Source organism: Streptomyces sp. KR80 (assembly GCF_052245555.1).
Classification (GTDB): Bacteria; Actinomycetota; Actinomycetes; order Streptomycetales; family Streptomycetaceae; genus Streptomyces.
Genome location: NZ_JBQQCD010000012.1, coordinates 94,867 through 117,093 on the forward strand (window position 1 = coordinate 94,867; position 22,227 = coordinate 117,093).

General features: G+C 71.8%; 21 protein-coding genes. 16 read left to right on the forward strand and 5 right to left on the reverse strand.

All coding sequences use genetic code 11. The annotated features are described in order from the left end of the window. Positions 1-37: 37 nt before the first annotated feature. The 4 genes from bioB (at position 38) to ACTWQI_RS18485 (ending at position 4,139) form a co-directional block, all read left to right on the forward strand. The gene (bioB, locus tag ACTWQI_RS18470; RefSeq protein WP_443271753.1) at positions 38-1,243 is read left to right on the forward strand and encodes a biotin synthase BioB; all 1,206 of its coding nucleotides are present in this window, start codon (positions 38-40) and stop codon (positions 1,241-1,243) included. Next, positions 1,236-2,540 (forward strand): adenosylmethionine--8-amino-7-oxononanoate transaminase, encoded by a 1,305-nt coding sequence (locus ACTWQI_RS18475; protein WP_443271755.1) that lies wholly within the window; start codon positions 1,236-1,238, stop codon positions 2,538-2,540. Before bioB ends, ACTWQI_RS18475 begins: the two co-directional genes overlap by 8 nt. Positions 2,541-2,596: 56 nt before the next feature. Next, the gene (gene bioD / locus ACTWQI_RS18480) at positions 2,597-3,334 is read left to right on the forward strand and encodes a dethiobiotin synthase (protein ID WP_443271757.1); all 738 of its coding nucleotides are present in this window, start codon (positions 2,597-2,599) and stop codon (positions 3,332-3,334) included. A 130-nt stretch (positions 3,335-3,464) separates the two neighbouring features. Continuing rightward, positions 3,465-4,139 (forward strand): class I SAM-dependent methyltransferase, encoded by a 675-nt coding sequence (locus tag ACTWQI_RS18485; RefSeq protein WP_443271759.1) that lies wholly within the window; start codon positions 3,465-3,467, stop codon positions 4,137-4,139. Between the two features lie 36 nt (positions 4,140-4,175). Here the strand turns inward: ACTWQI_RS18485 and ACTWQI_RS18490 are convergent, their stop codons facing one another. After that, positions 4,176-4,547: a fic family toxin-antitoxin system, toxin component gene (locus tag ACTWQI_RS18490; RefSeq protein WP_443271761.1), complete on the reverse strand. Its 372-nt coding sequence runs from the start codon at positions 4,545-4,547 to the stop codon at positions 4,176-4,178. Continuing rightward, positions 4,544-4,768, reverse strand: a complete 225-nt coding sequence (locus ACTWQI_RS18495) for an antitoxin (RefSeq protein ID WP_443271763.1) — start codon at positions 4,766-4,768, stop codon at positions 4,544-4,546. Before ACTWQI_RS18495 ends, ACTWQI_RS18490 begins: the two co-directional genes overlap by 4 nt. Before the next feature lie 181 nt (positions 4,769-4,949). Between ACTWQI_RS18495 and ACTWQI_RS18500 the strand changes: the two genes are divergently transcribed. From ACTWQI_RS18500 to abc-f, 6 genes are all read left to right on the forward strand, one after another. Further along, positions 4,950-5,777 carry an ABC transporter ATP-binding protein gene (locus ACTWQI_RS18500; RefSeq protein ID WP_443271765.1) on the forward strand — a complete coding sequence of 276 codons (828 nt, stop codon included), beginning with the start codon at positions 4,950-4,952 and terminating at the stop codon, positions 5,775-5,777. Positions 5,778-5,783: 6 nt separating this feature from the next. Continuing rightward, positions 5,784-8,354: an ABC transporter permease gene (locus tag ACTWQI_RS18505; RefSeq protein WP_443271766.1), complete on the forward strand. Its 2,571-nt coding sequence runs from the start codon at positions 5,784-5,786 to the stop codon at positions 8,352-8,354. Positions 8,355-8,466: 112 nt separating this feature from the next. Continuing rightward, positions 8,467-8,901 carry a GNAT family N-acetyltransferase gene (locus ACTWQI_RS18510; protein WP_443271768.1) on the forward strand — a complete coding sequence of 145 codons (435 nt, stop codon included), beginning with the start codon at positions 8,467-8,469 and terminating at the stop codon, positions 8,899-8,901. 191 nt (positions 8,902-9,092) lie between these two features. Continuing rightward, complete coding sequence (locus ACTWQI_RS18515) at positions 9,093-10,448, forward strand: hemolysin family protein (protein ID WP_443271770.1); 1,356 nt, start codon at positions 9,093-9,095, stop codon at positions 10,446-10,448. Then, a complete protein-coding gene (locus ACTWQI_RS18520) occupies positions 10,445-11,467 on the forward strand; it encodes a hemolysin family protein (protein WP_443271772.1) in 1,023 nt (340 codons plus the stop codon). Before ACTWQI_RS18515 ends, ACTWQI_RS18520 begins: the two co-directional genes overlap by 4 nt. Positions 11,468-11,501: 34 nt before the next feature. Beyond that, the gene (abc-f, locus tag ACTWQI_RS18525; RefSeq protein WP_443271774.1) at positions 11,502-13,130 is read left to right on the forward strand and encodes a ribosomal protection-like ABC-F family protein; all 1,629 of its coding nucleotides are present in this window, start codon (positions 11,502-11,504) and stop codon (positions 13,128-13,130) included. Between the two features lie 64 nt (positions 13,131-13,194). On the opposite strand, the gene ACTWQI_RS18530 is transcribed toward abc-f, so the two are convergent. Further along, on the reverse strand, positions 13,195-13,653 hold the full coding sequence (locus ACTWQI_RS18530; protein WP_443271777.1) for an ATP-binding protein: 459 nt from the start codon (positions 13,651-13,653) through the stop codon (positions 13,195-13,197). A gap of 151 nt (positions 13,654-13,804) precedes the next feature. On the opposite strand from ACTWQI_RS18530, the gene ACTWQI_RS18535 reads away from it, so the two are divergent. From ACTWQI_RS18535 to ACTWQI_RS18550, 4 genes are all read left to right on the forward strand, one after another. Next, entirely contained in the window at positions 13,805-14,446 is a 642-nt protein-coding gene (locus ACTWQI_RS18535) for a TetR/AcrR family transcriptional regulator (RefSeq protein ID WP_443271779.1), read from the forward strand. 102 nt (positions 14,447-14,548) lie between these two features. After that, positions 14,549-15,319: an SGNH/GDSL hydrolase family protein gene (locus ACTWQI_RS18540; RefSeq protein WP_443271781.1), complete on the forward strand. Its 771-nt coding sequence runs from the start codon at positions 14,549-14,551 to the stop codon at positions 15,317-15,319. Between the two features lie 143 nt (positions 15,320-15,462). Next, positions 15,463-16,896: an adenylosuccinate lyase gene (gene purB / locus ACTWQI_RS18545; RefSeq protein ID WP_443271783.1), complete on the forward strand. Its 1,434-nt coding sequence runs from the start codon at positions 15,463-15,465 to the stop codon at positions 16,894-16,896. A gap of 106 nt (positions 16,897-17,002) precedes the next feature. Further along, positions 17,003-17,827, forward strand: coding sequence for a uracil-DNA glycosylase (locus ACTWQI_RS18550; protein WP_443271785.1), 825 nt, complete (start codon positions 17,003-17,005; stop codon positions 17,825-17,827). 78 nt (positions 17,828-17,905) lie between these two features. Here ACTWQI_RS18550 and ACTWQI_RS18555 read toward each other — a convergent pair whose 3' ends face one another. Continuing rightward, positions 17,906-18,370 (reverse strand): hypothetical protein, encoded by a 465-nt coding sequence (locus ACTWQI_RS18555; protein WP_443271787.1) that lies wholly within the window; start codon positions 18,368-18,370, stop codon positions 17,906-17,908. A gap of 155 nt (positions 18,371-18,525) precedes the next feature. On the opposite strand from ACTWQI_RS18555, the gene ACTWQI_RS18560 reads away from it, so the two are divergent. Next, positions 18,526-19,722, forward strand: coding sequence for an RNA-guided endonuclease InsQ/TnpB family protein (locus ACTWQI_RS18560; protein ID WP_443271789.1), 1,197 nt, complete (start codon positions 18,526-18,528; stop codon positions 19,720-19,722). Positions 19,723-20,140: 418 nt separating this feature from the next. Further along, a complete protein-coding gene (locus ACTWQI_RS18565) occupies positions 20,141-21,298 on the forward strand; it encodes an ROK family protein (RefSeq protein ID WP_443271791.1) in 1,158 nt (385 codons plus the stop codon). 118 nt (positions 21,299-21,416) lie between these two features. Here ACTWQI_RS18565 and ACTWQI_RS18570 read toward each other — a convergent pair whose 3' ends face one another. Then, positions 21,417-22,181, reverse strand: a complete 765-nt coding sequence (locus ACTWQI_RS18570) for a GntR family transcriptional regulator (RefSeq protein WP_443271792.1) — start codon at positions 22,179-22,181, stop codon at positions 21,417-21,419. Positions 22,182-22,227 lie beyond the last annotated feature (46 nt).

Sequence of the window (22,227 nt, forward strand, 5' to 3'; positions counted from 1 at the left end):
TTGGCCGCGGCCGGTGCCGTAGGCGAGGATCTGCGCCATGGACCTGCTGAAGACGCTGGTGGACAAGGGGCTGCGCCGTGAGCTGCCCACTCGGGACGAGGCTCTCGCCGTGCTGGCGACGTCGGACGACGACCTGCTCGATGTGGTGGCGGCCGCCGGCCGGGTGCGCCGCCAGTGGTTCGGGCGACGGGTGAAACTCAACTACCTGGTCAACCTGAAGTCCGGGCTGTGCCCCGAGGACTGCTCGTACTGTTCCCAGCGGCTCGGCTCGAAAGCCGAGATCCTCAAGTACACCTGGCTGAAGCCGGACGAGGCCGCCGCGGCCGCCGGCGCGGGCGTTGCCGGTGGCGCCAAGCGCGTCTGCCTGGTGGCCAGCGGGCGCGGCCCCACCGATCGGGATGTGGACCGGGTGTCGAAGACGATCGAGGCGATCAAGGAGCAGACCGAGGGCATCGAGGTGTGCGCCTGTCTCGGGCTGCTCTCCGACGGGCAGGCCGAACGGCTTCGCGCGGCGGGCGCGGACGCGTACAACCACAACCTCAATACCTCAGAAGCGACATACGGCGACATCTGCACCACGCACGACTACGCGGACCGAGTCTCGACCGTCCATCAGGCGCAGGCCGCCGGGCTGTCCGCCTGCTCCGGGCTGATCGCCGGCATGGGCGAGTCCGATGAGGACCTGGTGGACGTGGTCTTCGCGCTGCGCGAGCTCGACCCGGACTCGGTGCCGGTCAACTTCCTCATCCCCTTCGAGGGGACGCCACTGGGGAAGGAGTGGAACCTCACTCCGCAGCGGGCCTTGCGCATCCTGGCGATGGTGCGGTTCGTCTGCCCCGATGTGGAGGTACGCCTGGCGGCCGGCCGCGAGGTGCACCTGCGCTCGCTCCAGCCGCTCGCCCTGCACCTGGCCAACTCGATCTTCCTCGGCGACTACCTCACCAGTGAGGGGCAGGCGGGCAAGGCCGACCTCGACATGATCGCCGACGCGGGCTTCGAGGTGGAGGGCACCGGTACGACGACCCTGCCGAAGCACCGGGCGGACGCCCTGGCGGCGGCCGGAGCGGGGTGCGGCTCGCACACCTCGGACGGCGGAGGCGGTTGCGGACCCTGCGGCGGCGGGACGACGGACGCCCCGGCCGGCGGCGCCGATGCGAGGCAGGCCGCTCCCTCCGAGGCCCGCACGGACCTCGTCGCGGTACGCCGCCGCGGAGCGGGCACGGAGCTCGCGCCCAATGCCTGACCCACTGACCACCGCCGAGCTGCTGGCTCTGGACCGGCAGCACGTCTGGCATCCGTACGGTCCGATGCCAGGACGGCAGCAGCCACTGCTCGTCGAGTCCGCCGCCGGCGTCCGGCTGCGGCTCGCGGAGCCGGTGGAGGGGCAGGCGGAACTCGTCGACGGCATGTCGTCGTGGTGGTCGGCGATCCACGGCTACAACCACCCGGTGCTCAACGAGGCCGCACGCTCGCAGCTGGGACGGATGAGTCATGTGATGTTCGGCGGGCTGACCCACGAGCCCGCCGTGCGGCTGGCCGCCCGGCTCGTCGAGATCACGCCCGAGCCGCTGCGCCATGTCTTCCTGGCCGACTCCGGTTCGGTATCGGTCGAGGTCGCGGTCAAGATGTGTCTGCAGTACTGGCGGTCGATCGGGCGGCCGGGCAAGCAGCGGCTGCTGACCTGGCGCGGCGGCTATCACGGCGACACCTGGCAGCCGATGTCGGTGTGCGATCCGGACGGCGGGATGCACCACCTGTGGTCGGGAGTGCTGCCCCAGCAGATCTTCGCGGACGCGCCACCGGACGACGTCGACACGGAAGCCGTCCCCGCCTACTCCGCGCATCTGCGGGAGCTCGTCGCCCGTCACGCCGATGAGCTGGCAGCCGTGGTCGTTGAACCGGTGGTTCAGGGCGCCGGCGGCATGCGGTTCCACGACCCGGCATACCTGAAGGTCCTGCGGGACGCCTGCGACGAGCACGGCGTCCTGCTGGTGTTCGACGAGATCGCCACCGGCTTCGGGCGCACGGGGGCGCTGTTCGCGGCCGAGCACGCCGGGGTCTCTCCCGATGTGATGTGCCTCGGCAAGGCGCTGACCGGTGGTTATCTGACGATGGCGGCGACGCTGTGCACATCGCGCGTCGCGGCGGGCATCAGCTCCGGCGACGTACCGGTCCTGGCGCACGGCCCCACCTTCATGGGCAACCCGCTGGCTGCGGCCATCGCAGACGCCTCGATCGAGCTGTTGCTGTCGTACGACTGGCAGCAGGAGGTGAAGCGGATCGAGGCCGGGCTGCGGGACGGGCTGGCCGACCTGGCGGGGAAGCCGGGCGTCCGAGACGTACGGGTGCTGGGCGCGATCGGCGTGGTCCAGCTCGACCACGCGGTGGACATGGCGTCGGCGACCCGTGCGGCGGTGCGGGAAGGCGTGTGGCTGCGGCCGTTCCGCGATCTCGTCTACACCATGCCGCCGTACATCACGGGCGACGACGATGTGGCCCGGATCTGCGCCGCGATGTGCGCGGCGGCTGCCGCCGGGTGAGCCGGCCTCCGGGAGTGCGGCGCCCGGAGCGAACGAGGGAAAGGGACGAATCGGCTATGACGGTTCTCGTCGTCACGGGGACGGGGACGGAGGTCGGGAAGACGGTCGCGACCGCCGCGGTGGCGGCCCTCGCGCTGCAGACCGGTCGCTCGGTGGCCGTGCTCAAACCCGCGCAGACGGGTGTCGGCGCGGGCGAGGCGGGTGACGCGGCCGCGGTCGCGCAGCTCGCCGGGCCGCTGACCGCCGCCGAGCTCGCCCGCTTTCCGGAGCCGCTGGCCCCGGCGACGGCCGCCCGCAGGGCAGGGCTCCCGCCGGTGCGGCCGCGGGACGTGGCCGAGGCGGCGGAGAAGCTGGCGGCCGGACACGACCTGGTCCTGGTCGAGGGCGCGGGCGGACTGCTCGTACGGTTCGACGACCAGGGAGGCACCCTGGCGGACGCGGCGCATCTCCTGGGTGCCTCGGTACTGGTGGTCGCCCCGGCCGGGCTCGGGACGCTCAACGCGACTGCTTTGACGGCGGAGGCGCTGCGGGCCCGGCACTTGGAGTGCGCGGGTGTGGTGGTCGGCAGCTGGCCCGCGGTGCCGCCGCTGGCCGCCCGCTGCAACCTCAGCGACCTGCCGGAGTCGGCGGGCGCGCCCCTGGTGGGGGTGATCCCGCAGGGTGCGGGGACCCTGGACCCGGCGGACTTCCGGCGGGAAGCGAACAGTTGGCTGGCCCCGAAGCTGGGCGGCACATGGGACGCCGAGGGCTTCGTGGCGAGGGCGACCCAGGCCGCGGCCCCTTCGACTTCCTAGATCGACGCACCGGGCTGGTGCACCGACCGCAGGCCCATCTCGCCGCACCACCGCTCACAGGGCGGTGCGAGCGGCGCCCGAAGGGGGACAATCCCGGTAGCCACGCCCTCCGTAGGAGAAGGGGTCCGCCATGCCGCTGCGCAACGCCAAGGTTCCGCGGGACGCTGTGCATCACCCGCTGTTCGCCCGCTTCTACGCCAGGATCAGCGTGCTGGCGGAGGAGAAGGCCGGAGTCGGAGCGCACCGGCAGGAGTTGCTCGCCGGACTCACCGGCCGCGTCATCGAGATCGGTGCCGGGAACGGCCTGAACTTCTCGCACTACCCGCCGCAGGTCTCCGAGGTGGTGGCGATCGAACCGGAGCGGACCCTGCGGCAGCTGGCCCTGCGGGCCGCCCGCCACGCCGAGGTGCCGGTGGACGTCGTGCCCGCCGCGGCGGAGGCGCTGCCGGTGAAGGGCGAGGCCTTCGACGCGGCGGTGGCATCGCTGGTGCTGTGCAGCGTGCGGGATCTGCCCCGTGCTCTCGGGGAGATCCGCCGGGTGCTGCGCCCCGGTGGCGAACTGCGCTTCTACGAGCACGGCGTGGCGGAGGGCCGGGCGATGGCGGTGGCTCAGCGGGCCCTGGACCGTACGGTGTGGCCGCTGATGTTCGGCGGCTGCCACACCGGCCGGGACATCCTGGCCGCGCTGCGGGAGGCGGGGTTCGAGGTCGTCACGGTGCGGCGGCTGCGCGTACCCGAGAGCGGCGTGCAGCTGCCGACGTCGGCACATGTGCTCGGGGTCGCTCGGCGGCCGCTGACGGACTGACCGGACGCCGGGGCCCACCGCTGTCAGGCCCGTGGCCTACCGGCTCCACGTGCGCAGTTCGTCGGCGATGGCCTGGACGTCGGCGGTGCCGTCCTTGACCAGCCGAGCGAGGTCGCGGACCTGCTCGGGGGATGTGGTGACCTTCAGACCGCTGGCGACGAGATAAGCGTAGGCGACCGCGGAGGCGAACATCGCGTTGGACCGCTCCAGGGCGGGTACGTGGAGCAGCAGTTGCAGGAGGGCGGCCGCGCGGTCGTGCGGCTCGGCGTAGACAGGCACACCGAATATCTCCGCCTCGTGGCGGCTGACCGCGGCGACGAGTGCCCCCCAGTCGGTGACCTGCGGATCCCCGGGCGTGTTGTGTTCGGCGATCATGAGAAGCCAGGCGAGGTCGATGCGCAGGGTCAACGGGACGTGCGCCCCTCGCGGAACTCCTCGGCGAACACGTCCTCGTACTGCTTCATGAAGTCGGCCGCCGCCTCGACGAACGTCTGGCCGACCTCGCCGGCGTCCTTGCGGACGAGCTCTTCGATGTACCGGTTCATGCTCACGCCCCGCTGGTGGGCGCGCTGCCGCGCCGTTTCGGCGGTGGCCGCGTCCACACGGACGTTCAACTGTGTCTTCGCCACGCCACAACGCTAGCGCCAACCCGCTAGCGAAGCAAGGCGCCGGGGACACCCCCTCCGGGACGGCGTCCTCCGTCGGTACGAGCCGGGCTGCCGGGACGGTACCGCAGGAGGATGCCCGCACCTCCGCACGGACTTACGCTCGATCGCGTACGGACGGCGGACCCGGTGCGGGGAGGCGACCTTGTCCACACCTGCGGCTCAGCAGGCCTTCGGCGCGGCGGAGGGTGCGGACATCGCCGCCCGCGCCTCGTCCCTCAGCAAGGCGTACGGGTCCGGGGAGACCGCCGTGCTCGCCCTGGATGCGGTGGACGTGGCGATCGCCCGCGGCCGGTTCACCGCCGTCATGGGCCCCTCGGGGTCGGGGAAGTCCACCCTGATGCACTGTCTGGCAGGCCTGGACTCGGTCTCCTCCGGCCAGGTGTGGCTCGGCGAGACGGAGATCACCCGGCTGAGCGAACGGGAACTGACGCGGCTGCGACGCGACCACGTCGGCTTCGTGTTCCAGTCGTTCAACTTGCTGCCCACGCTCAACGCGGCGGAGAACATCACGCTGCCCATGGACATCGCGGGCCGCAAGCCGGACGCCGCGTGGCTGGACCGCGTGATCGACACGCTCCGCCTGCGGGATCGTCTGGGGCACCGGCCGGCGCAGCTGTCGGGCGGCCAGCAGCAGCGCGTGGCCTGTGCCCGCGCGCTGGCCTCCCGCCCGGAACTGATCTTCGCGGACGAACCGACCGGGAACCTGGACTCACGCTCGGGCCTGGAGCTCCTGGAGTTCCTGCGGGAGGCGGTCGACCAGCTGGGCCAGACGGTGGTGATGGTGACGCACGACCCCGGCGCAGCGGCCCATGCGGACCTGGTCCTGTTCCTCGCCGACGGGCGGATCGTCGACGAGATGCCGCGCCCCACGGCCGAGGCCGTACTGGAACGCATGCGGGTGTTCTCCGGAGCGAGCGGCGACATCCCCGGCTCAGGCTCAGGCTCCGGCCGCGCCGCACGGAAGAACTGAGCTCCGGTGCTCCGGGCGACGCTGCGCAGCTTCTTCGCTCACAAGGGCCGGCTGCTGCTGTCCGCGCTGGCCGTATTGCTGTCGGTGGCGTTCGTCGCCGGGAGCCTGATCTTCTCGGACACGGTGAACCGCACCTTCGACCGGCTGTTCGCCTCCACGTCGGCCGATGTGACGCTGTCTCCGAAGACCGAGTTCGACGAGAGCGGGGGCCCGTCCTCGGGCCTGGTACCGACCCTGCCCGCAGCGCTGCGCGAGCGTGCCGCCTCGGTGGCCGGTGCGGCCGACGCACATGTCGACGTCAAGGTGGAGAACATCACCCTGGTCGACGAGCGGAACGAGCCGGTGGGTCCCACGTCGGGGGCGCCGACCATCGCCACCAACTGGTCCGTCACCGACCGCACCCCGGTGAAGCTCACCAGCGGGCACGAGCCGCACGGCGCGGGCGAGGCGCTGATCGACGCCGATACGGCCCGCCGCGAGGACATCGGGATCGACGACACCCTGCGCGTGGTGGCCGGGCCCGGCACGTTCCCGGTCCGGGTGGTGGGCGTGATGACCTTCACCACGACCAACCCCGGCGCGGCGCTGGTCGCCCTGGACACGCCGACCGCACAGACGAAGCTGCTGGGCAGGGCGGGGACGGCGACCGCGATCTCGGTGGACGCCGCGCCCGGCACCGAGGACACCGTGCTGAAGCGGCGCGTCGCGGCTGCCTTCGGCCCGGGATACGAGGTGACGACGCGCGATGAGCAGGCGGAATCGGAGGCCGCCGGGCTGGGCGGCTTCCTCGATGTGATCAAGTACGTGATGCTCGGCTTCGCCGGGATCGCAGTGCTCGTCGGCGTGTTCCTGATCGTCAACACCTTCTCGATGCTGATCGCTCAGCGCACCCGCGAGCTCGGGTTGCTGCGGGCGCTGGGCGCCGACCGCCGCCAGGTGCGCCGTTCGGTGCTCGTCGAGGCGCTGCTGCTCGGTCTGGTGGGCTCGACGCTCGGGCTCGTGGCCGGGGTCGGGCTCGCGGCCGGGCTGATCTCGCTGATGAGCCTGCTGGGAATGAATCTCGACGCGGCGGAGATGGTGGTGCGCTGGGTGACACCCGTGTCGGCGTACGCCGTCGGCGTGGGCGTAACGTTCGTCGCCGCCTTCCTGCCGGCCCGGCGGGCGGCGCAGGTCTCTCCCATGGCGGCGCTGACCGACGCGGAGGTGGCCGGCGTGGGACGGCCGCTGCGGGTCCGCGCGATCGCGGGCGCGGTGCTCGCCGCGGCAGGGGCCGCTGCGCTGGCGGGGTGTGCGACCGCCGCGGAGACGGCGTCCGCGTCGTCCCTGCTGCTGTTGGGGATCGTGCTCACGCTGGTCGCCACCGTGGTCGCGGGTCCGCTGCTGGTGCGTCCGGTGATCCGCGTGCTGGGCGGCGCGTTCCCCCGGCTGTTCGGGCCGGTGGGCCGGATGAGTCAGCGCAACGCGCTGCGCAACCCGCGCCGCACCGGGGCGACAGCGGCGGCTCTGATGGTCGGACTCGCCCTGGTCACCGGCATGTCGGTCGCCGGAGCGTCGATGACCAGGTCCTTCGACGAGCAGATCGACCGCCAACTCGGCTCGGACTTCGTCGTGCAGAACCGCAACTTCCAGCCGTTCCCCCAGGAGATCACCGAGCGGGTGCGGACCGTCGACGGGGTCGGCACCCTCGTACGGCAGCGGTTCGCCCCCATGCGTCTGGAGCTCCCGGGCGGGAAGACCCTCCGCACCACGGGGGCGGCCTTCGACCCCCAGCTCGACCGGGTGGTGAACATGGACTACGCCGCGGGGAACACGGCTTCCGCGCTCGCGGACGGCCGCATAGGGCTGGAGAAGAAATACGCGGACGGGCACGGCATCCGGATGGGCAGCACCCTCGAAGCCACCTTCGCGAACGGGCGGAAGGCCGAACTGACCGTGGGCGCGCTGACCAAGCAGGAGTCGGGCGACGGCCTCGGCACCCGGGGAGGATTCTTCCTCGGGATGGCGACCTTGCAGCGACATCTGCCCGACGGCCAGGACGCGGCCGTCTACGCCAACGCGGCCGAGGGCACGGACGCGCCGCGGCTGCGCGAGCGGCTGGAGGGCGCACTGGACGCCTTTCCGCAGGTCCAGGTGCGCGACCAGGCCGACTACAAGGAGCTGGTCCGCGGACAGATCGCCGTACTGCTCTACCTGGTGTACGCCCTGCTGGGCCTGGCGATCGTCATCGCCGTCCTCGGCGTCGTCAACACCTTGGCCCTGTCGGTCGTCGAGCGCACCCGGGAGATCGGGCTGCTGCGCGCCATCGGACTCTCCCGGATCCAGCTGCGCCGCATGATCCGCCTCGAGTCCGTGGTGATCGCCGTGTTCGGCGCGGTGCTGGGCCTCGGACTGGGGCTGGTGTGGGGCGTGGCGGTCCAGCAAGTGCTGGCCCTGGAGGGGATGAAGGCGCTCGCCGTTCCCTGGCCGACGATCGTGGCGGTGGTCGTCGGATCGGTCGTCGTGGGACTCGCCGCGGCGTTGCTGCCCGCACTGCGCGCAGCGCGGATGAACGTCCTGGCCGCGATCGCCCATGAGTGAGGCCGGTGTTCACGCCCTGCCGACGCGGCACCGACTCGGATCGAGCGGTTGAGGGGCGACCCCATCGTGGGGCGCGGAATGCCGTCGCGGTCCCCGTCGGCCGCATGGTGGGATGGCGGGCATGGACGATCTCCGCATACGGGCCGCGACGCCCTCGGACCTCGGCTCCGTACTCGCGCTCTGGGAGAAGGCGGCCGAGGGCACCAGCATCAGCGACGACCCGGATGGTGTGGCCCGGCTGATCGCCCGTGACCCCGGTGCCCTGCTGCTCGCCGAGCGTCAGGGTGCACTCGCGGGGACGGTGATCGCCGGGTTCGACGGGTGGCGCTGCCACCTCTACCGGCTCGCCATGCATCCGGACCACCGGCGCCGGGGCGTGGCGAGCGCGCTGCTGGAAGCGGCGGAGGACCGGTTCGCCGCGCTGGGCGGCCGCCGCGGCGATGCGATGGTGCTGGACCGCAATGACCTCGCCCATCACGCCTGGAGTGCCGCCGGTTACCTCCGCCAACCGGAGTGGAGCCGCTGGATCAAGCCGCTGGAGCGCTGAGAGCGCCTGGGGCGGTACGCCAACCCACCGCTCGCCTTTGCCGATCTTTTACCATGGTGGTCCATCCGTGCCCGACGGCACCGGCCCGAAAGGTGTGAGCGTCCGCCCATGGGCGAGCCTCCCAGTAGTCCCCCTCGAACACATCGCGCATTCGCCACCTCCTTGCCGGATCATGGGATGGAGGTGGACCGATGACCGAAGTGCTTCTGCTGGCGCTCGCTGTGCTTCTGACGCTGGCCTGCGGCGTCTTCGTGGCGGCCGAGTTCTCGCTGACCACCGTTGAGCGCAGCGTGCTGGAGCGGGCCGTCAGCGACGGCGAGCGTGGCGCGGACAGTGCGCTGAAGGCCGTTCGGACGCTCACCTTCCAGCTGTCCGGGGCGCAGTTGGGCATCACCGTCACCGGCCTGGTGATCGGCATGCTCGCCGAGCCGTCGCTCGGCAGACTGCTGACAGGTCCGCTGGAGGCCATCGGGCTCTCCGCCTCGACGGCGTCGTCCGCCGCCCTGCTGCTGGGCACCGCGATCTCCACGGTCGTGCTGATGGTCGTCGGCGAGCTGGTGCCCAAGAACTGGGCCATCTCCCGGCCCCTGTCCGTCGCCCGCCGCGTCGCGGGCCCGCAGCGGGCGTTCAGCACGAGCTTCCGTCCGCTCATCGGGCACCTCAACAACGCGGCCAACCGGATGGTGCGGCGCTTCGGCATGGAGCCCACCGAGGAGCTGGCCTCCGCCCGCGGACCGCAGGAGCTGATGGCCCTGGCCCGGCACTCCGCCAGAGAGGGCGCGCTGGAGGCCGACACCGCCGAGCTCTTCGTCCGCACCCTGAGTCTGGCGGCGCTCACCGCGGAGAACGTGATGACCCCACGCGTGCAGGTCATGGCCCTGGACGAGGAGACCACCGTCGAGGACGTCACGAACGCCACGCGCGCCACCGGCCTCTCCCGCTTCCCGGTCTACCGCGGGAACCTCGACTCGGTCATCGGAACGGCCCACGTCAAGGACGTCCTCGCGATACCGGCCGACCAGCGGGCCTGGCGCCCGGTCTCGGAGATCCTGCGCGAGCCGCTGCTCGTCCCCGAGTCGCTGACCGTGGACCGGCTGCTGGACCGGCTGTCCGCCAAACGCAGCATGGCCGTGGTCATCGACGAGTACGGCGGCACGGCCGGCGTGGTCACGCTGGAGGACATCGTCGAGGAGGTCGTGGGCGAGGTCCGCGACGAGCACGATCCGCTGGAGGTCCCCGACCTGGCACCGGCGGGCACCGACGAGGACGGCCGTGCGGTGTACGACGCCGACGGCGCGGCGCGCACGGACCAACTGCAGGCCATCGGTCTGCGCGCGCCCGAAGGACCGTACGAGACCCTGGCCGGCCTGGTCGCCACCGAGCTCGGCAGGATCCCGGCGGAGGGCGACGGCGTGGAGGTGGCGGGCTGGCGGATCCAGGTGGTCGACGCCGCGGGCCGTCGCGCGGCGCGCGTACGGCTGCACGCACCCCTGCACGGCGGCCCCGACGAGGGCGACGGCCCAGCGGTCGAGGAGGGGAACCGATGACCGCGGTCCTGCAGCTATTCATCGGCTTCCTGACCCTGGTCGCCAACGCGTTCTTCGTGGGCGCGGAGTTCTCGTTGATCTCGGTCCGCCGCAGTCAGCTCGAACCGCTGGCCGAGGCGGGCGACCGCCGCGCCCGCAGCGCCATGTGGGGTCTGCAGAACGTCTCGGCGGTGATGGCCGCGGCGCAGTTGGGTATCACGCTGTGCACGCTGGTCCTCGGTGTGGTCGCGGAACCGGCGATCGCGCACCTGGTGGAGCCGCTCTTCCACACCGTGGGGCTGCCTGACGGCCTGCTCCACCCGGTGTCCTTCGTCATCGCGCTCGCGGCGGCGACGTATCTGCACATGCTCTTCGGCGAGATGGTGCCGAAGAACGTCGCACTGGCCGAGCCGGTCCGCTCGGCGCTGCTGCTGGGGCCGCCGATGGTGGCCCTGACCCGGGCACTGCGCCCGGTGATCTTCGGGGTCAACGCCTTCGCGAACGCGCTGCTGAAGCTGTTGCGCGTCGAGTCGAAGGGCGAGGTTCCGGCGACGCTCTCGGACGACGAGCTGGCGCTCGTGGTGGCGAGCTCCAGTGCGGCCGGGCTGCTGGACGAGCAGGCGACCGAGCGGCTGCACGACGCCCTGGAGCTGGGCCGCCGCCCGGTGGGCGACATCGTGCTCCCGGTCGAGCGCGTCGTCTCGGCGCGGCTCGGGGTGACCCCGGAAGGGCTGGAACGGCTGTCCGCCGCGTCCGGCTTCTCGCGCTTCCCCGTCGTGGACGAGGACAAGCGGATCCTCGGCTATCTGCACGTCAAGGACGCCCTGGAAGCGCAGGCGCGGGACCGGCCCGTCCAGCGCGCGGCGCTGCGCCCGATCGCCCGGGTCAAGGCCGCCACACCGATGGACGACGTGCTCGCGGCGATGCGCGGCACCCGAACGCATCTCGCCGCGGTGATCGGCGACGACGAGCGGCTGGCCGGGCTGGTGACCATGGAGGACGTGCTGCGGGAGCTGGTCGGCCGGACCCTCTCCGGCTGAGCCCCGGTGCCGACGGTACGGAAAGGAACCGCCGATGACGTCCCAGCTGGTGGTGGACGAGGTGTCGGTGGGCTACCCCGCCCGTCCCGTGCTGGAACGGGTCTCGCTGCGCGTCTCACCCGGTGAGCACGTGGGCGTCATCGGCGACAACGGCTCGGGGAAGTCCACCCTGCTGCAGCTGCTCGCGGGCCGTCAGCTCCCCGATGAGGGCCGGGTGACGGTGACGGCGGACGGCGGCACCGGCTATCTGCCGCAGAGCCTGGAGCTTCCGCCGCGGGCGACCGTCCAGCAGGCGATCGACGACGCCCTCGCCGATCTTCGCGATCTGGAGCGGCGCATGCACGAGGCCGAGGCCGCTCTCGGCTCGGCGGACGCCCAGGGCGTGGCGGCGTACGGGGACCTGGTCGCGGCGTACGAAGCGCGCGACGGCTATCGCGCGGAGACGCGACTGGAGACGGCCCTGCACGCGCTGGGCCTGCCGTACCTGGACCGCGAGCGACTACTGGGCACCCTGTCGGGCGGTGAGCAGTCCCGGCTCGCGCTGGCGTGCGTCCTCGCGTCGTCGCCGGAGCTGCTCCTGCTCGACGAGCCGACCAACCATCTGGACGACCAGGCGGTCGGCTGGCTGGAGGAGCGGCTGCGGGCGCACCGGGGCACGGTCGTCGCTGTCACCCACGACCGGGAGTTCCTCGAGCGGGTGGCCGATGCCGTAGTCGAGGTGGACGGTGCCCGGCACGCACTGGCCCGGTACGGCGGCGGCTGGAACGGCTTCCTGGAGCAGAAGGCCGCCGAACGGCACCGCTGGGAGCAGCGTTACCGGGAGTGGCGGGACGAGGTCGAGCGGCAGGAGGAGCTGGCCTCCGCGGGGGCGGCGCGCCTCGCCGGAGGCTGGCGCATGAGCGACCGCCCGGCGTGGACGAAGCACCAGCGTTCGGTGGAGGGTCAGCTGTCCGCGCGGGTGCGCAACGCGCGGGAGCGGCTCAAGCGGCTGCGTGCCGAGCCGGTGCCGCGCCCGCCGGACCCGCTGCACTTCGCGGTGGCCATCAGGGGTGGTCCGGATCCCGCGGAGGCGGACGCGGCCGAGCCGGCGGCGGAGCTGGTGGGGGTGGCCGTCGGCGACCGGCTACGGGTCGATCGTCTGGTCCTCGCCCTCGGTGAGCGCCTGCTGGTGATGGGGCCGAACGGCGCGGGGAAGACGACGCTGCTGCGGGTGCTGTCCGGGGAGCTGGTGCCCGACCGGGGCCGGATCCGGCTGCCGGAGCGGATCGGCCGACTGCCACAGGAGGTGCCCGCCACCGCCTCCCGGCGGCCGCTGCTGGCCGCCTTCGCCGAAGGGCTGCCGGGCGAGCCGGAGGACCACGCGGAGGCACTGGCGGCCCTGGGACTCTTCCGCGAGGAGGACTTCGAGGTGCCGGTGAACGGCCTGTCGGTGGGACAGCGGCGCCGCCTGACGCTGGCGCGGCTGCTCACCCGGCCGGCGGAGATGCTGCTGCTCGACGAGCCGACGAATCATCTGTCGCTGGGGCTGGTGGAGGAGCTGGAGCAGGCGCTCGCGAGGTACGCCGGCACGCTTGTGGTCGTGTCGCACGACCGGCGGTTGCGGGCCCGCTTCACCGGGAATCGGCGGGTCATGGCGGAGGGCCGGCTCCTGCCCGTCGTCTAGACGGCCCCCGCCCGTCGTCCAGGTGTGCGCGGCGGGATGGGCGGATGCCCCTCCGGCGGAGGTGTCACCCCAGGTCGAACCAGACCGCCTTGCCCAAGGGCGTGTGGTCCACGCCCCAGTCGCTGGACATCAGGTGGACGAGTTCGAGGCCGCGTCCGTGCTCGTCGTCCAGCGCGGCGGTGCGCCTGCAGGGGTGCTGCCGACTGCCGTCCTCCACTCGGCACCGCAGCAACGTGCGGCTCTCGACGGTCAGGTGAAACGGCCCTTCGGCGTGCAGCAGGGCGTTGCCGACCAGTTCGCTGACCAGCAGCTCGGCGGTGTGCGTGAGGTGGTCGAGGGCCCAGTCGGCCAGTACGGCCCGGACCACGGTGCGGGCCCGGCGGCAGGCTTCGGGGTCGCTCGGCAGTATCCAGGGGCCCGCGATGCGGTGGATGTCCTGGTGGGGGACGCCCGCGAGAACGGGCCCCTCGCCTATGTGCGGGCGGGTGGGCGCCCGCGGCCCGGGTGTGTGCGCGTGGTGCATGGGGGTCTCCACTGCGGCCATGGCCGGGCGCCGAAGTACCGGCCTGGCGGTGACCGCTTTTCCTGTGGTCCCTTGTCGGGAATATGGATCACTCACGGTCTACTACCGCGTTAACCATAATTTGGCTTTACCGGTAAGTAAAGTGCTCTTCATGATCGGTCGCCCGAGGGACGAGAAGATGCTGGATGCCGCAAGCGCGGTGTTCGCCGATGCCGGGTTCCACAAGGCCACGATGGAGGAGATCGCAGCACGCGCGAAGACGACGAAGCCGACGCTCTACGCGCATTTCGGCAGTAAGGAAGAGCTCTATCGCCGCTGCGGCGAGCGGGCCGCCGAGTCGCTGGGGGGACAGCTGTTCCAGGCCTATGCGGCAGCCGCGGACAAGTCGATGGAACAGCAGGTCCGGGCGGGCATGGTGACCCTCTTCGACTATGCCGCCGCACATGCCGCAAGCTTCCGGCTGCTCTTCGCCGCCGATCCCGTCGGAACGGTGGCGGCCGCCCGCGAGCGGCTCGTCGCCGCGGCCACCGCCGAGATCACGTTGCTCATCCGGGACTTCACCGTGCGCCACGGCCAGGAGCGCTGGGGCGTCAGCGCCGAGCTGTGCGCTTCCCTGATCGTCGGCCTGACGGTGGAAGGCGCCCGCTACGCACTGAGCAGCGGATCCCTGGACGCGACGTCGGCCGGGCAATTCGCGACCATGTTCACCGTGGCCGCGCTCCGGCACATCGATCCCGCGATCGCCGCGGAGCTGGACGGCAGACAGCTCCCACCGGCGCCCGAAGGCGCATAGGGCCGGAACTGACACGCCCGATACTCCGCGGCTGTGACCTCCCCCTCACACTGCGGAAGCCGCGATCCCGGGGTACGTACCGAGCGGTATGCTCCTGCGGCCATGCAGATGAATGCCACGTACACCAGCCTTGTCGCGGTCGGCGACTCCTTCACCGAGGGCATGTCCGACGCCCTGCCCGACGGTACGTACCGCGGCTGGGCCGATCTCCTCGCGGCTCGGCTCGCGGCCCGCGCGCCCGGCTTCCGGTACGCCAACCTCGCGGTGCGCGGGAAGCTGATCGGGCAGATCGTCGAGGAGCAGGTGGACACCGCGGCGGCCATGCGCGCGGACGTGGTGACCCTGGTCGGCGGGCTCAACGACACCCTGCGCCCCACCTGCGACCTCGAGGCGGTCTGCGCCCTGCTGGAGGAGGCGGCCGACAAGCTCGCCCCCAGCTGTCAGCAGCTCGTGCTGATGCGCAGCCCGGCGCGGCGCGGTCCGGGCGCCGGCCGCTTCCAGGCGCGCATCGAGCGGCTCTTCGAGTGCATCGACGAGCTGGCGGCACGGCACGGCGCGGTGGTCGTGGATCTGTACTCCGCGGAGGCGCTCGGCGACCCCCGGCTGTGGGCCGACGACCGGCTGCACCTGGCCGCCGAGGGGCACCGGCGGGTGGCCGAGGCCGTGTGGCAGGCCCTGGGCCATGAGCCGGAGGAGGACTGGACGGCTCCGCTGCCACCCTCCGCACCTCCCGCCTGGTACCTCCGCCGGGCCGGGGACCTGCGGTTCGCCCGCGAGCACCTGGTGCCGTGGATCGGCCGGCGGCTGACGGGGCGTTCCTCGGGGGACGGCCGACCGCCGAAGCGGCCGGAGCTGCTTCCGTACGAGGTGTGACCGGGAAGTCGAGCCGCCGGGTGCGCCGTCGATGGGGGCCGGTGCCCGAGCGCGGCCCCTGGCCGGCATCGCAGCGGTGGCCAGGCTATGGCGCCTGCATGCGAGCGAAGCTCACCAGGGGTCGGACAGTAGACTCTGGCCACGTGACCTCCAAGCCCCGCATCCCGAACGTCCTGGCCGGCCGCTACGCCTCCCCCGAGCTCGCCGTCCTGTGGTCCCCCGAGCACAAGGTGACGCTGGAGCGGCGGCTGTGGCTGGCCGTGCTCCGTGCGCAGAAGGACCTCGGGATCGAGGTGCCCGAGCAGGCGCTGGCCGACTACGAGCGGGTGGTCGAGCAGGTGGACCTGGCGTCGATCTCCGAACGCGAGAAGGTCACCCGGCACGATGTGAAGGCCCGTATCGAGGAGTTCAACGCGCTCGCCGGGCACGAGCACGTCCACAAGGGCATGACCTCCCGCGATCTGACCGAGAACGTCGAGCAGCTGCAGATCCGGCTGTCCCTGGAGCTGGTCCGGGACCGTACGGTCGCCGTGCTGGCCCGGCTCGGCAAGCTTGCGGCGGAGTACGGCGAGCTGGTGATGGCGGGGCGCTCGCACAATGTCGCGGCCCAGGCCACCACGCTCGGGAAGCGGTTCGCCACGGCCGCGGACGAGTTGCTGGTGGCCTTCGCACGGCTGGAGGACCTGCTGGCCCGCTACCCGCTGCGCGGCATCAAGGGCCCGGTCGGAACCGCCCAGGACATGCTCGACCTGCTCGGTGGCGACGCTGCGAAGCTGGCGGAGCTGGAGCAGCGGATCGCGGCGCACCTCGGCTTCGCGCACGCCCTCACCTCGGTCGGGCAGGTCTATCCGCGCTCGCTCGACTACGACGTGGTGAGCGCACTCGTCCAGCTCGCCGCGGCCCCGTCGTCGCTGGCCAAGACCATCCGGCTGATGGCCGGGCACGAGCTGGTCACCGAAGGTTTCAAGCCGGGCCAGGTCGGCTCCTCCGCTATGCCGCACAAGATGAACACCCGCTCCTGCGAGCGGGTCAACGGACTCGCCGTGATCCTGCGCGGCTACGCGTCGATGACCGGCGAGCTGGCCGGCGACCAGTGGAACGAAGGCGATGTGTCGTGCTCGGTGGTGCGCCGCGTGGCGCTGCCGGATGCCTTCTTCGCCTTCGACGGGCTGCTGGAGACCTTCTTGACCGTGCTCGACGAGTTCGGCGCCTTCCCCGCGGTCGTGGCCCGCGAGCTGGATCGCTACCTGCCCTTCCTGGCGACGACGAAAGTCCTGATGGGGGCGGTGCGTGCGGGAGTCGGCCGGGAGGTCGCCCACGAGGTGATCAAGGAGCACGCGGTCGCGTCGGCCCTGGCCATGCGCGAGAAGGGCGTGGAGCGCAACGAGCTGCTGGACCGGCTTTCGGAGGACGAGCGCATCCCGCTGGACCGGGCCGGGCTCGACGCCCTGATGGCCGACCGGCTGTCCTTCACCGGCGCCGCCGCGGACCAGGTCGCCACCGTGGTCCGGCGCATCGAGAAGATCGTCGAGCGGTGTCCGGAAGCCGCTGCGTACGCCCCCGGGGCGATCCTCTGACGCGACCCTGAGACTCCGCGCGCCGAACGGGCCGTGCATCCCCCGGGACCGTCACCGCGGCCATGTCGCTGCCCTCCGGCTCCGCCCCGGACGTAGCGTTGGTGGCATGGACCGCGGTGCAGAGGTGGAGCCGCCGACGAGGTCGGATGATCCGGAGTTCCCGGCCCGCCGCGCTCCGCACTGCGGCAGGGTCGCCGAGTTGGACACGGTGGTGCCCGAATGCCGGGCGTGCCCCAGGCTGGTGGCCTGGCGCGAACACGTCGCCGACGTCCGTCGGAAGGAGTTCCGGGACTGGGACTACTGGGGGCGGCCCGTACCGGGATTCGGCCCGGCCGACGCCGGGCTGGCGCTCGTGGGGCTGGCCCCGGCGGCGCACGGGGGCAACCGAACCGGCCGGATCTTCACCGGGGACCCCTCCGGCGACGTTCTCTTCGCGGCGCTCCACGCCGTCGGGCTCGCCTCCCAGCCGACCTCGACGCGACGCGGCGACGGGCTGACGCTGCGCGGCGTACGGATCACCGTGCCGGTGCACTGCGCTCCGCCGGGGAACAAGCCGACCCCGGCCGAGCGCGACACCTGCCGTCCGTGGCTGGCGCGCGAGCTGGAACTCCTGCGCCCGACCCTGCGCGCCGTAGTGGTGCTCGGTGCCTTCGGCTGGCAGGCCCTGCTGCCGATCCTCGCCGAGGCCGGCTGGCAGGTACCACGCCCTCGTCCCGCATTCGGACACGGCGTGCACGTCACGCTCGCCGACGGCCGAGCGCACCACGAACTGCATCTGCTCGGGTGCTACCACCCCAGTCAGCAGAACGTCTTCACTGGGAGACTCACCCCGGCGATGCTGCGCGCGGTGCTGAGCCAGGGAGCCGAGCTGGCGGGACTCCGCGCTGACCAGCGGACCGGCCGGCAGAGCGGGTCGCGGGCACGCGGCTGACCGCGAGACACGGATACCGGTGCGATGGCAGCGAGTTGACGGTGAAGATCGGTGATGCCGTGGCCCGCCGGTCGGAACCTAGCGCACGTCCGGCTCTCCTATCCCGACGACCAGCTGGAACGGGAGCGCCTGACCGCCACGGCCGACGCCGAGCCCGATCCAGCGCCCGTCGACCCGCCATGCGTACACCTGCGATACGAAACCGCACAGGGCGTCCAGCGGCGGCCGCACCGGCTCCCCCATCGCGAACTGCTCCAAGTGGTCCGCGAGCCACACCACTTCCGGCTCACCCCAGCGACGGGTCAGCACCTCGACGAGCACGAGTAACTCGGCTTCGAACTCCTCCTCCACCTCGCGCACCCGGACCACGTCCGCGTCCTCGAACTCCCCGCTCACCGCGAGATCTGCCAGGTGAAACCCCGGGCCGCTCTCGACCCACGACGAACCGCCGCTCCCCCGGCCAACGCTGGGACACCCCGCCTGCGCCGGGAACGGCTGGGCGCGCAGCAGGTCGATCGTCGCCAGGTGTCGGCTGATGTTCATCTGATCTCCTTCGTGGATACCCCCGCCTTTAGGCGGGGGAGGAAACGGACTCCTGCGGAGCAGGGCTGGGAAAGCCGATTCGCCGCCAGGGCGGATCGGCGTCCACCGCCAACCACCGGCATGGGCTCACAAGTTGGGCTGATAGTATGTGAGGCATGGCGACCAGTCACGTGAAGCGGGCGTTTAAGTACCGCTTCTATCCGACCGATGCGCAGGCAGCCGAGCTGTCGCGCACGTTCGGGTGCGTGCGGAAGGTCTACAACATGGCGCTCGCCGCCCGTACCGAGGCATGGGCGCGTCAGGAGCGGGTCAACTACAACCAGACCTCGGCCATGCTGACGGCATGGAAGAAGACCGAGGAACTGGCCTACCTGGGCGACGTGTCCTCGGTGCCGCTCCAGCAGACCCTGCGGCACTTGCAGGTGGCGTTTACGAACTTCTTCGGCAAGCGGGCCAAGTACCCGCGCTTCAAGTCCAAGCGGAAGTCTCGGAAGTCGGCCGAGTACACCACCAGCGCGTTCCGCTTCTGCGACGGTGCTCTGACGCTGGCGAAGATGGCGGAGCCGCTGGCGATCGTGTGGTCCAGGCCCTTGCCCGAGGGGGCGAAGCCCTCCACGGTGACCGTCTCCCAGGACAGCGCCGGACGCTGGTTCGTCTCCATGCTGTGCGAAGACCCCAGCGTCAAGCCGCTCCCCGCCGCGAACACGGCGGTCGGTATCGACGTCGGCCTCGACCACCTGGTGACACTCTCGACCGGTGAGAAGATCGCCAACCCCCGGCACGAGCGCCGCGACCGTGCCCGTCTGGCCAAGGCTCAACGCGTGTTGGCGAAGAAGGCCAAGGGCGACGGGGCGAACCGGGCCAAGGCCCGACGCAAGGTCGCCCGTATCCACGCCCGCATCACCGACCGCCGCCGGGACCACCTCCACAAACTCACCTCGAAGCTCGTGCGTGAAAACCAAACGCTCGTGATCGAGGACCTGACCGTGCGCAACATGGTCAAGAATCGGAGCCTGGCCCGCGCCATCTCCGATGCGGCATGGTCGGAGTTCCGGAGCATGCTGGAGTACAAGGCCGCTTGGTACGGGCGGGAAGTGATCGCGGTGGACCGCTTCTTCCCCTCCTCCAAGCTGTGCTCCACCTGCGGCACCCTGCAAGAGAAGATGCCGCTGAACGTCCGCACCTGGACGTGCGACTGCGGAACGACCCACGACCGGGACGTGAACGCAGCGAAGACCCTGCTCGGGGCCGGGCTGGCCCTCAGAGTCTGTGGAGCTGGTATAAGACCTCAACGGAGCACTCCGGGCGGGCAGTCGGCGACGAAGCAGAAAGCATCACGGCGCGAGCCGTGAGAATCCCCCTCGTTCACGAGGAGGAGAAGTCAAGACGTCAGTAAACCGCGCTCATCTGACATTTGGCGGCTAGTCAGGCATTGCGCGGGGATACGTGGAGGCCGGCGAGGAGTCGATGCCGCCCCTACGGTGTCCTTCCGCTGGAGCTCGGATTCGCCCGAGCGACGGCACCGGGAGCGGGGCACGCTGTACGGTGCCGACCGAACGGTCCGATGTCTGCGAGACCCTGCGCCCCATGATCGGCACCGGTCGGCGAACCCCGGTCCCGCGCAGCCGTGCCCGGGCCGTCACACGGCGTGCGCTTGAGGTCCGTCGTCGCCGGTCGGACCGGGAATCGGCTCCGTAATCTTTCTGACGCTCGCCGCACCGCAGCTGGGCGGCTACGATCCCGCACACACGCACACGAGGGAGGCCCGCGTTGGGGCGGCTCACCGGCGGGGATCCATCCCTGCTGCGACGGATCAACTCGGCGGTGGTGCTGTACGCACTACGAGACGGCGGGTCCGCCAGGCTGACCGACCTCGTCCAGAGCACCGGCCTGTCACGGCCCACCATCGAGGGCGTCGTCGAGGGCCTGATCGAGACCGGTCTGGTCGCCGAGGCCCCCGCCGAGCAGGGCGAGACGCGCCGCCAGGGAAGGCCGGCCCGCCGGTTCCGGTTCCGCGCCGAGGCCGGTCATCTCTTGGGGGTGGAGATCGGCTCGCACCGGGTCGCGGTCCTGCTGTCCGATCTGCGCGGCCGCGTTCTCGGATCCTCGGTGCGGGATGTGACCGAGGAGGCGCCGGCGGACGAGCGTCTGGAGCGGGTCCGGACCGTGGTCGCCGACCTGCTGCGACGCACGGGTATCGCTCGGACCTCCCTGCGCGCCGTGGGGGTGGGCACTCCGGGGATCGTCGGAGCGGACGGGCAGGTCCGGCTGGGGACCGCGCTGCCGGGCTGGACCGGACTGCCGCTCGGCGAGCGGCTGCGGCGGTCCTTCCGCTGCCCCGTGCTGGTGGAGAACGACGCGAACGCGGCCGTGGTCGCCGAGCACTGGAAGGGGGCGGGTGTCGGCTCCGATGACATCGTTTTCGTACTGGCCGGTTTGAGCCCCGGTGCCGGCTCTCTGATCGCCGGCCGGCTGCACCGCGGCTACGGCGGGGCTGCCGGGGAGATAGGCGCCCTGCATCTCCTGGGCCGCGAGGCGATGCCGGAACAGGTGCTCTCCACCACTGGGACGCCGCTGCACCCGCTGGACGAGGAGGCGGTGGCCCGGGTGTTCGCCCGCGCTCGGGAGGGGGACGGCCGGGCCCGCGAGGCAGTCGACCGGTTCCTCCAGCGGCTCGTGCACGACGTGGCGGCGCTGGTGCTGGCGCTGGACCCGGAGCTGGTCGTGGTGGGCGGCTGGGCCGCGGGGCTCGATGGCGTTCTGGAGCCGCTGCGCGTCGAGCTCTCGCGTTACTGCCTGCGACCGCCACGTGTCGAGCTGTCCGGGCTGGGCGAGGCCGCGGTGGCGACGGGGGCGCTCCGGCTCGCTCTGGATCACGTCGAGGAAGAGCTCTTCGCCGTGGAGGGCACGGTCACCTCCTACAGCTGAGGCGCGGCCTGCGGTGAGCCGGTGGGCACCGGTCCGCGGCGAAAAACTGTCCCCCCGTACACCCTGTGAGGCGTACGGGGGGACAGTTCTTCGCCGCGGACCGCGAACGGCGGCTCCGTCAGGAGGCGGCGCGCTGCTCCTCGTGGTGCGTGATCTCCACCGTGCCCGTCTCCCCGAAGGTGAGACGGCAGGTGTCGGCGCGATACGTGGCCACCGCGACCGCGACAGTCCGGCCTTCCGCGTAGTAGCGGGTGGTGACCACCAGGACCGGTGCACCGGGCAACCGGTCCAGCTGTTTGGCGTCGTCGGCGCGGGCCGAGCCCAACTCGACGGCCCGGTCCTGCCCCTCGAGCGCGAGGTGCTGCAGCTCGCGCAGCACCGCCCGGGCGCGGGCCGCACCGCTCGGCGCGCCGATGGCCGTCAGTCCCGGCACGGAACCGGCCGGGACGTAGAGCAACTCGGCCGCCACGGGCTGTCCGCGCGTCATACGGATGCGCCGGACCGTGTACACCTCTTCGTCGCGGTCCGTGTCCAGCAGCCGGGCGACCGCGGCCGGAGGCGCGGTCTCGCCGCATTCGACGGCCTGCCAGGCGCCACCGGCGGTGCCCGGCCAGGCATTCCGCTCGGTGCCGACGTCGACGCCCACCCTGGGCGGCGCCACCGTCGTGCCCACGCCTCGCCGGCGCTGCAGCCTTCCCTCGAGCTCGAGTTGCTCCAGAGCCTGCCGGAGTGTGGCACGGGCGACTCCGAAACGGGCCGCCAGTTCGCGCTCGTTGGGCAGAATCTCGCCCACCGCGAACTCCGAGTCCAGTGCGTCGCTGAGCACGGTCTTCAGGTGCCAGTACTTCGGTTCAGGCACCGATTCAAGCTGCGTAGTCCCCACCCTGTCCTCCGCAATCATCGTGTCCCTGGGCTCCCCCGGGCCGAAG

What these genes read in the sequence shown, in the direction of transcription:
- bioB (WP_443271753.1), top strand. Translation starts at nt 38, where the DNA reads ATGGACCTGCTGAAGACGCTGGTGGACAAGGGGCTGCGCCGTGAGCTG.
- ACTWQI_RS18475 (WP_443271755.1), top strand. Translation starts at nt 1,236, where the DNA reads ATGCCTGACCCACTGACCACCGCCGAGCTGCTGGCTCTGGACCGGCAG.
- bioD (WP_443271757.1), top strand. Translation starts at nt 2,597, where the DNA reads ATGACGGTTCTCGTCGTCACGGGGACGGGGACGGAGGTCGGGAAGACG.
- ACTWQI_RS18485 (WP_443271759.1), top strand. Translation starts at nt 3,465, where the DNA reads ATGCCGCTGCGCAACGCCAAGGTTCCGCGGGACGCTGTGCATCACCCG.
- ACTWQI_RS18510 (WP_443271768.1), top strand. Translation starts at nt 8,467, where the DNA reads ATGGCGGGCATGGACGATCTCCGCATACGGGCCGCGACGCCCTCGGAC.
- ACTWQI_RS18515 (WP_443271770.1), top strand. Translation starts at nt 9,093, where the DNA reads ATGACCGAAGTGCTTCTGCTGGCGCTCGCTGTGCTTCTGACGCTGGCC.
- ACTWQI_RS18520 (WP_443271772.1), top strand. Translation starts at nt 10,445, where the DNA reads ATGACCGCGGTCCTGCAGCTATTCATCGGCTTCCTGACCCTGGTCGCC.
- abc-f (WP_443271774.1), top strand. Translation starts at nt 11,502, where the DNA reads ATGACGTCCCAGCTGGTGGTGGACGAGGTGTCGGTGGGCTACCCCGCC.
- ACTWQI_RS18530 (WP_443271777.1), bottom strand. Translation starts at nt 13,653, where the DNA reads ATGCACCACGCGCACACACCCGGGCCGCGGGCGCCCACCCGCCCGCAC.
- ACTWQI_RS18535 (WP_443271779.1), top strand. Translation starts at nt 13,805, where the DNA reads ATGATCGGTCGCCCGAGGGACGAGAAGATGCTGGATGCCGCAAGCGCG.
- ACTWQI_RS18540 (WP_443271781.1), top strand. Translation starts at nt 14,549, where the DNA reads ATGCAGATGAATGCCACGTACACCAGCCTTGTCGCGGTCGGCGACTCC.
- ACTWQI_RS18550 (WP_443271785.1), top strand. Translation starts at nt 17,003, where the DNA reads ATGGACCGCGGTGCAGAGGTGGAGCCGCCGACGAGGTCGGATGATCCG.
- ACTWQI_RS18555 (WP_443271787.1), bottom strand. Translation starts at nt 18,370, where the DNA reads ATGAACATCAGCCGACACCTGGCGACGATCGACCTGCTGCGCGCCCAG.
- ACTWQI_RS18560 (WP_443271789.1), top strand. Translation starts at nt 18,526, where the DNA reads ATGGCGACCAGTCACGTGAAGCGGGCGTTTAAGTACCGCTTCTATCCG.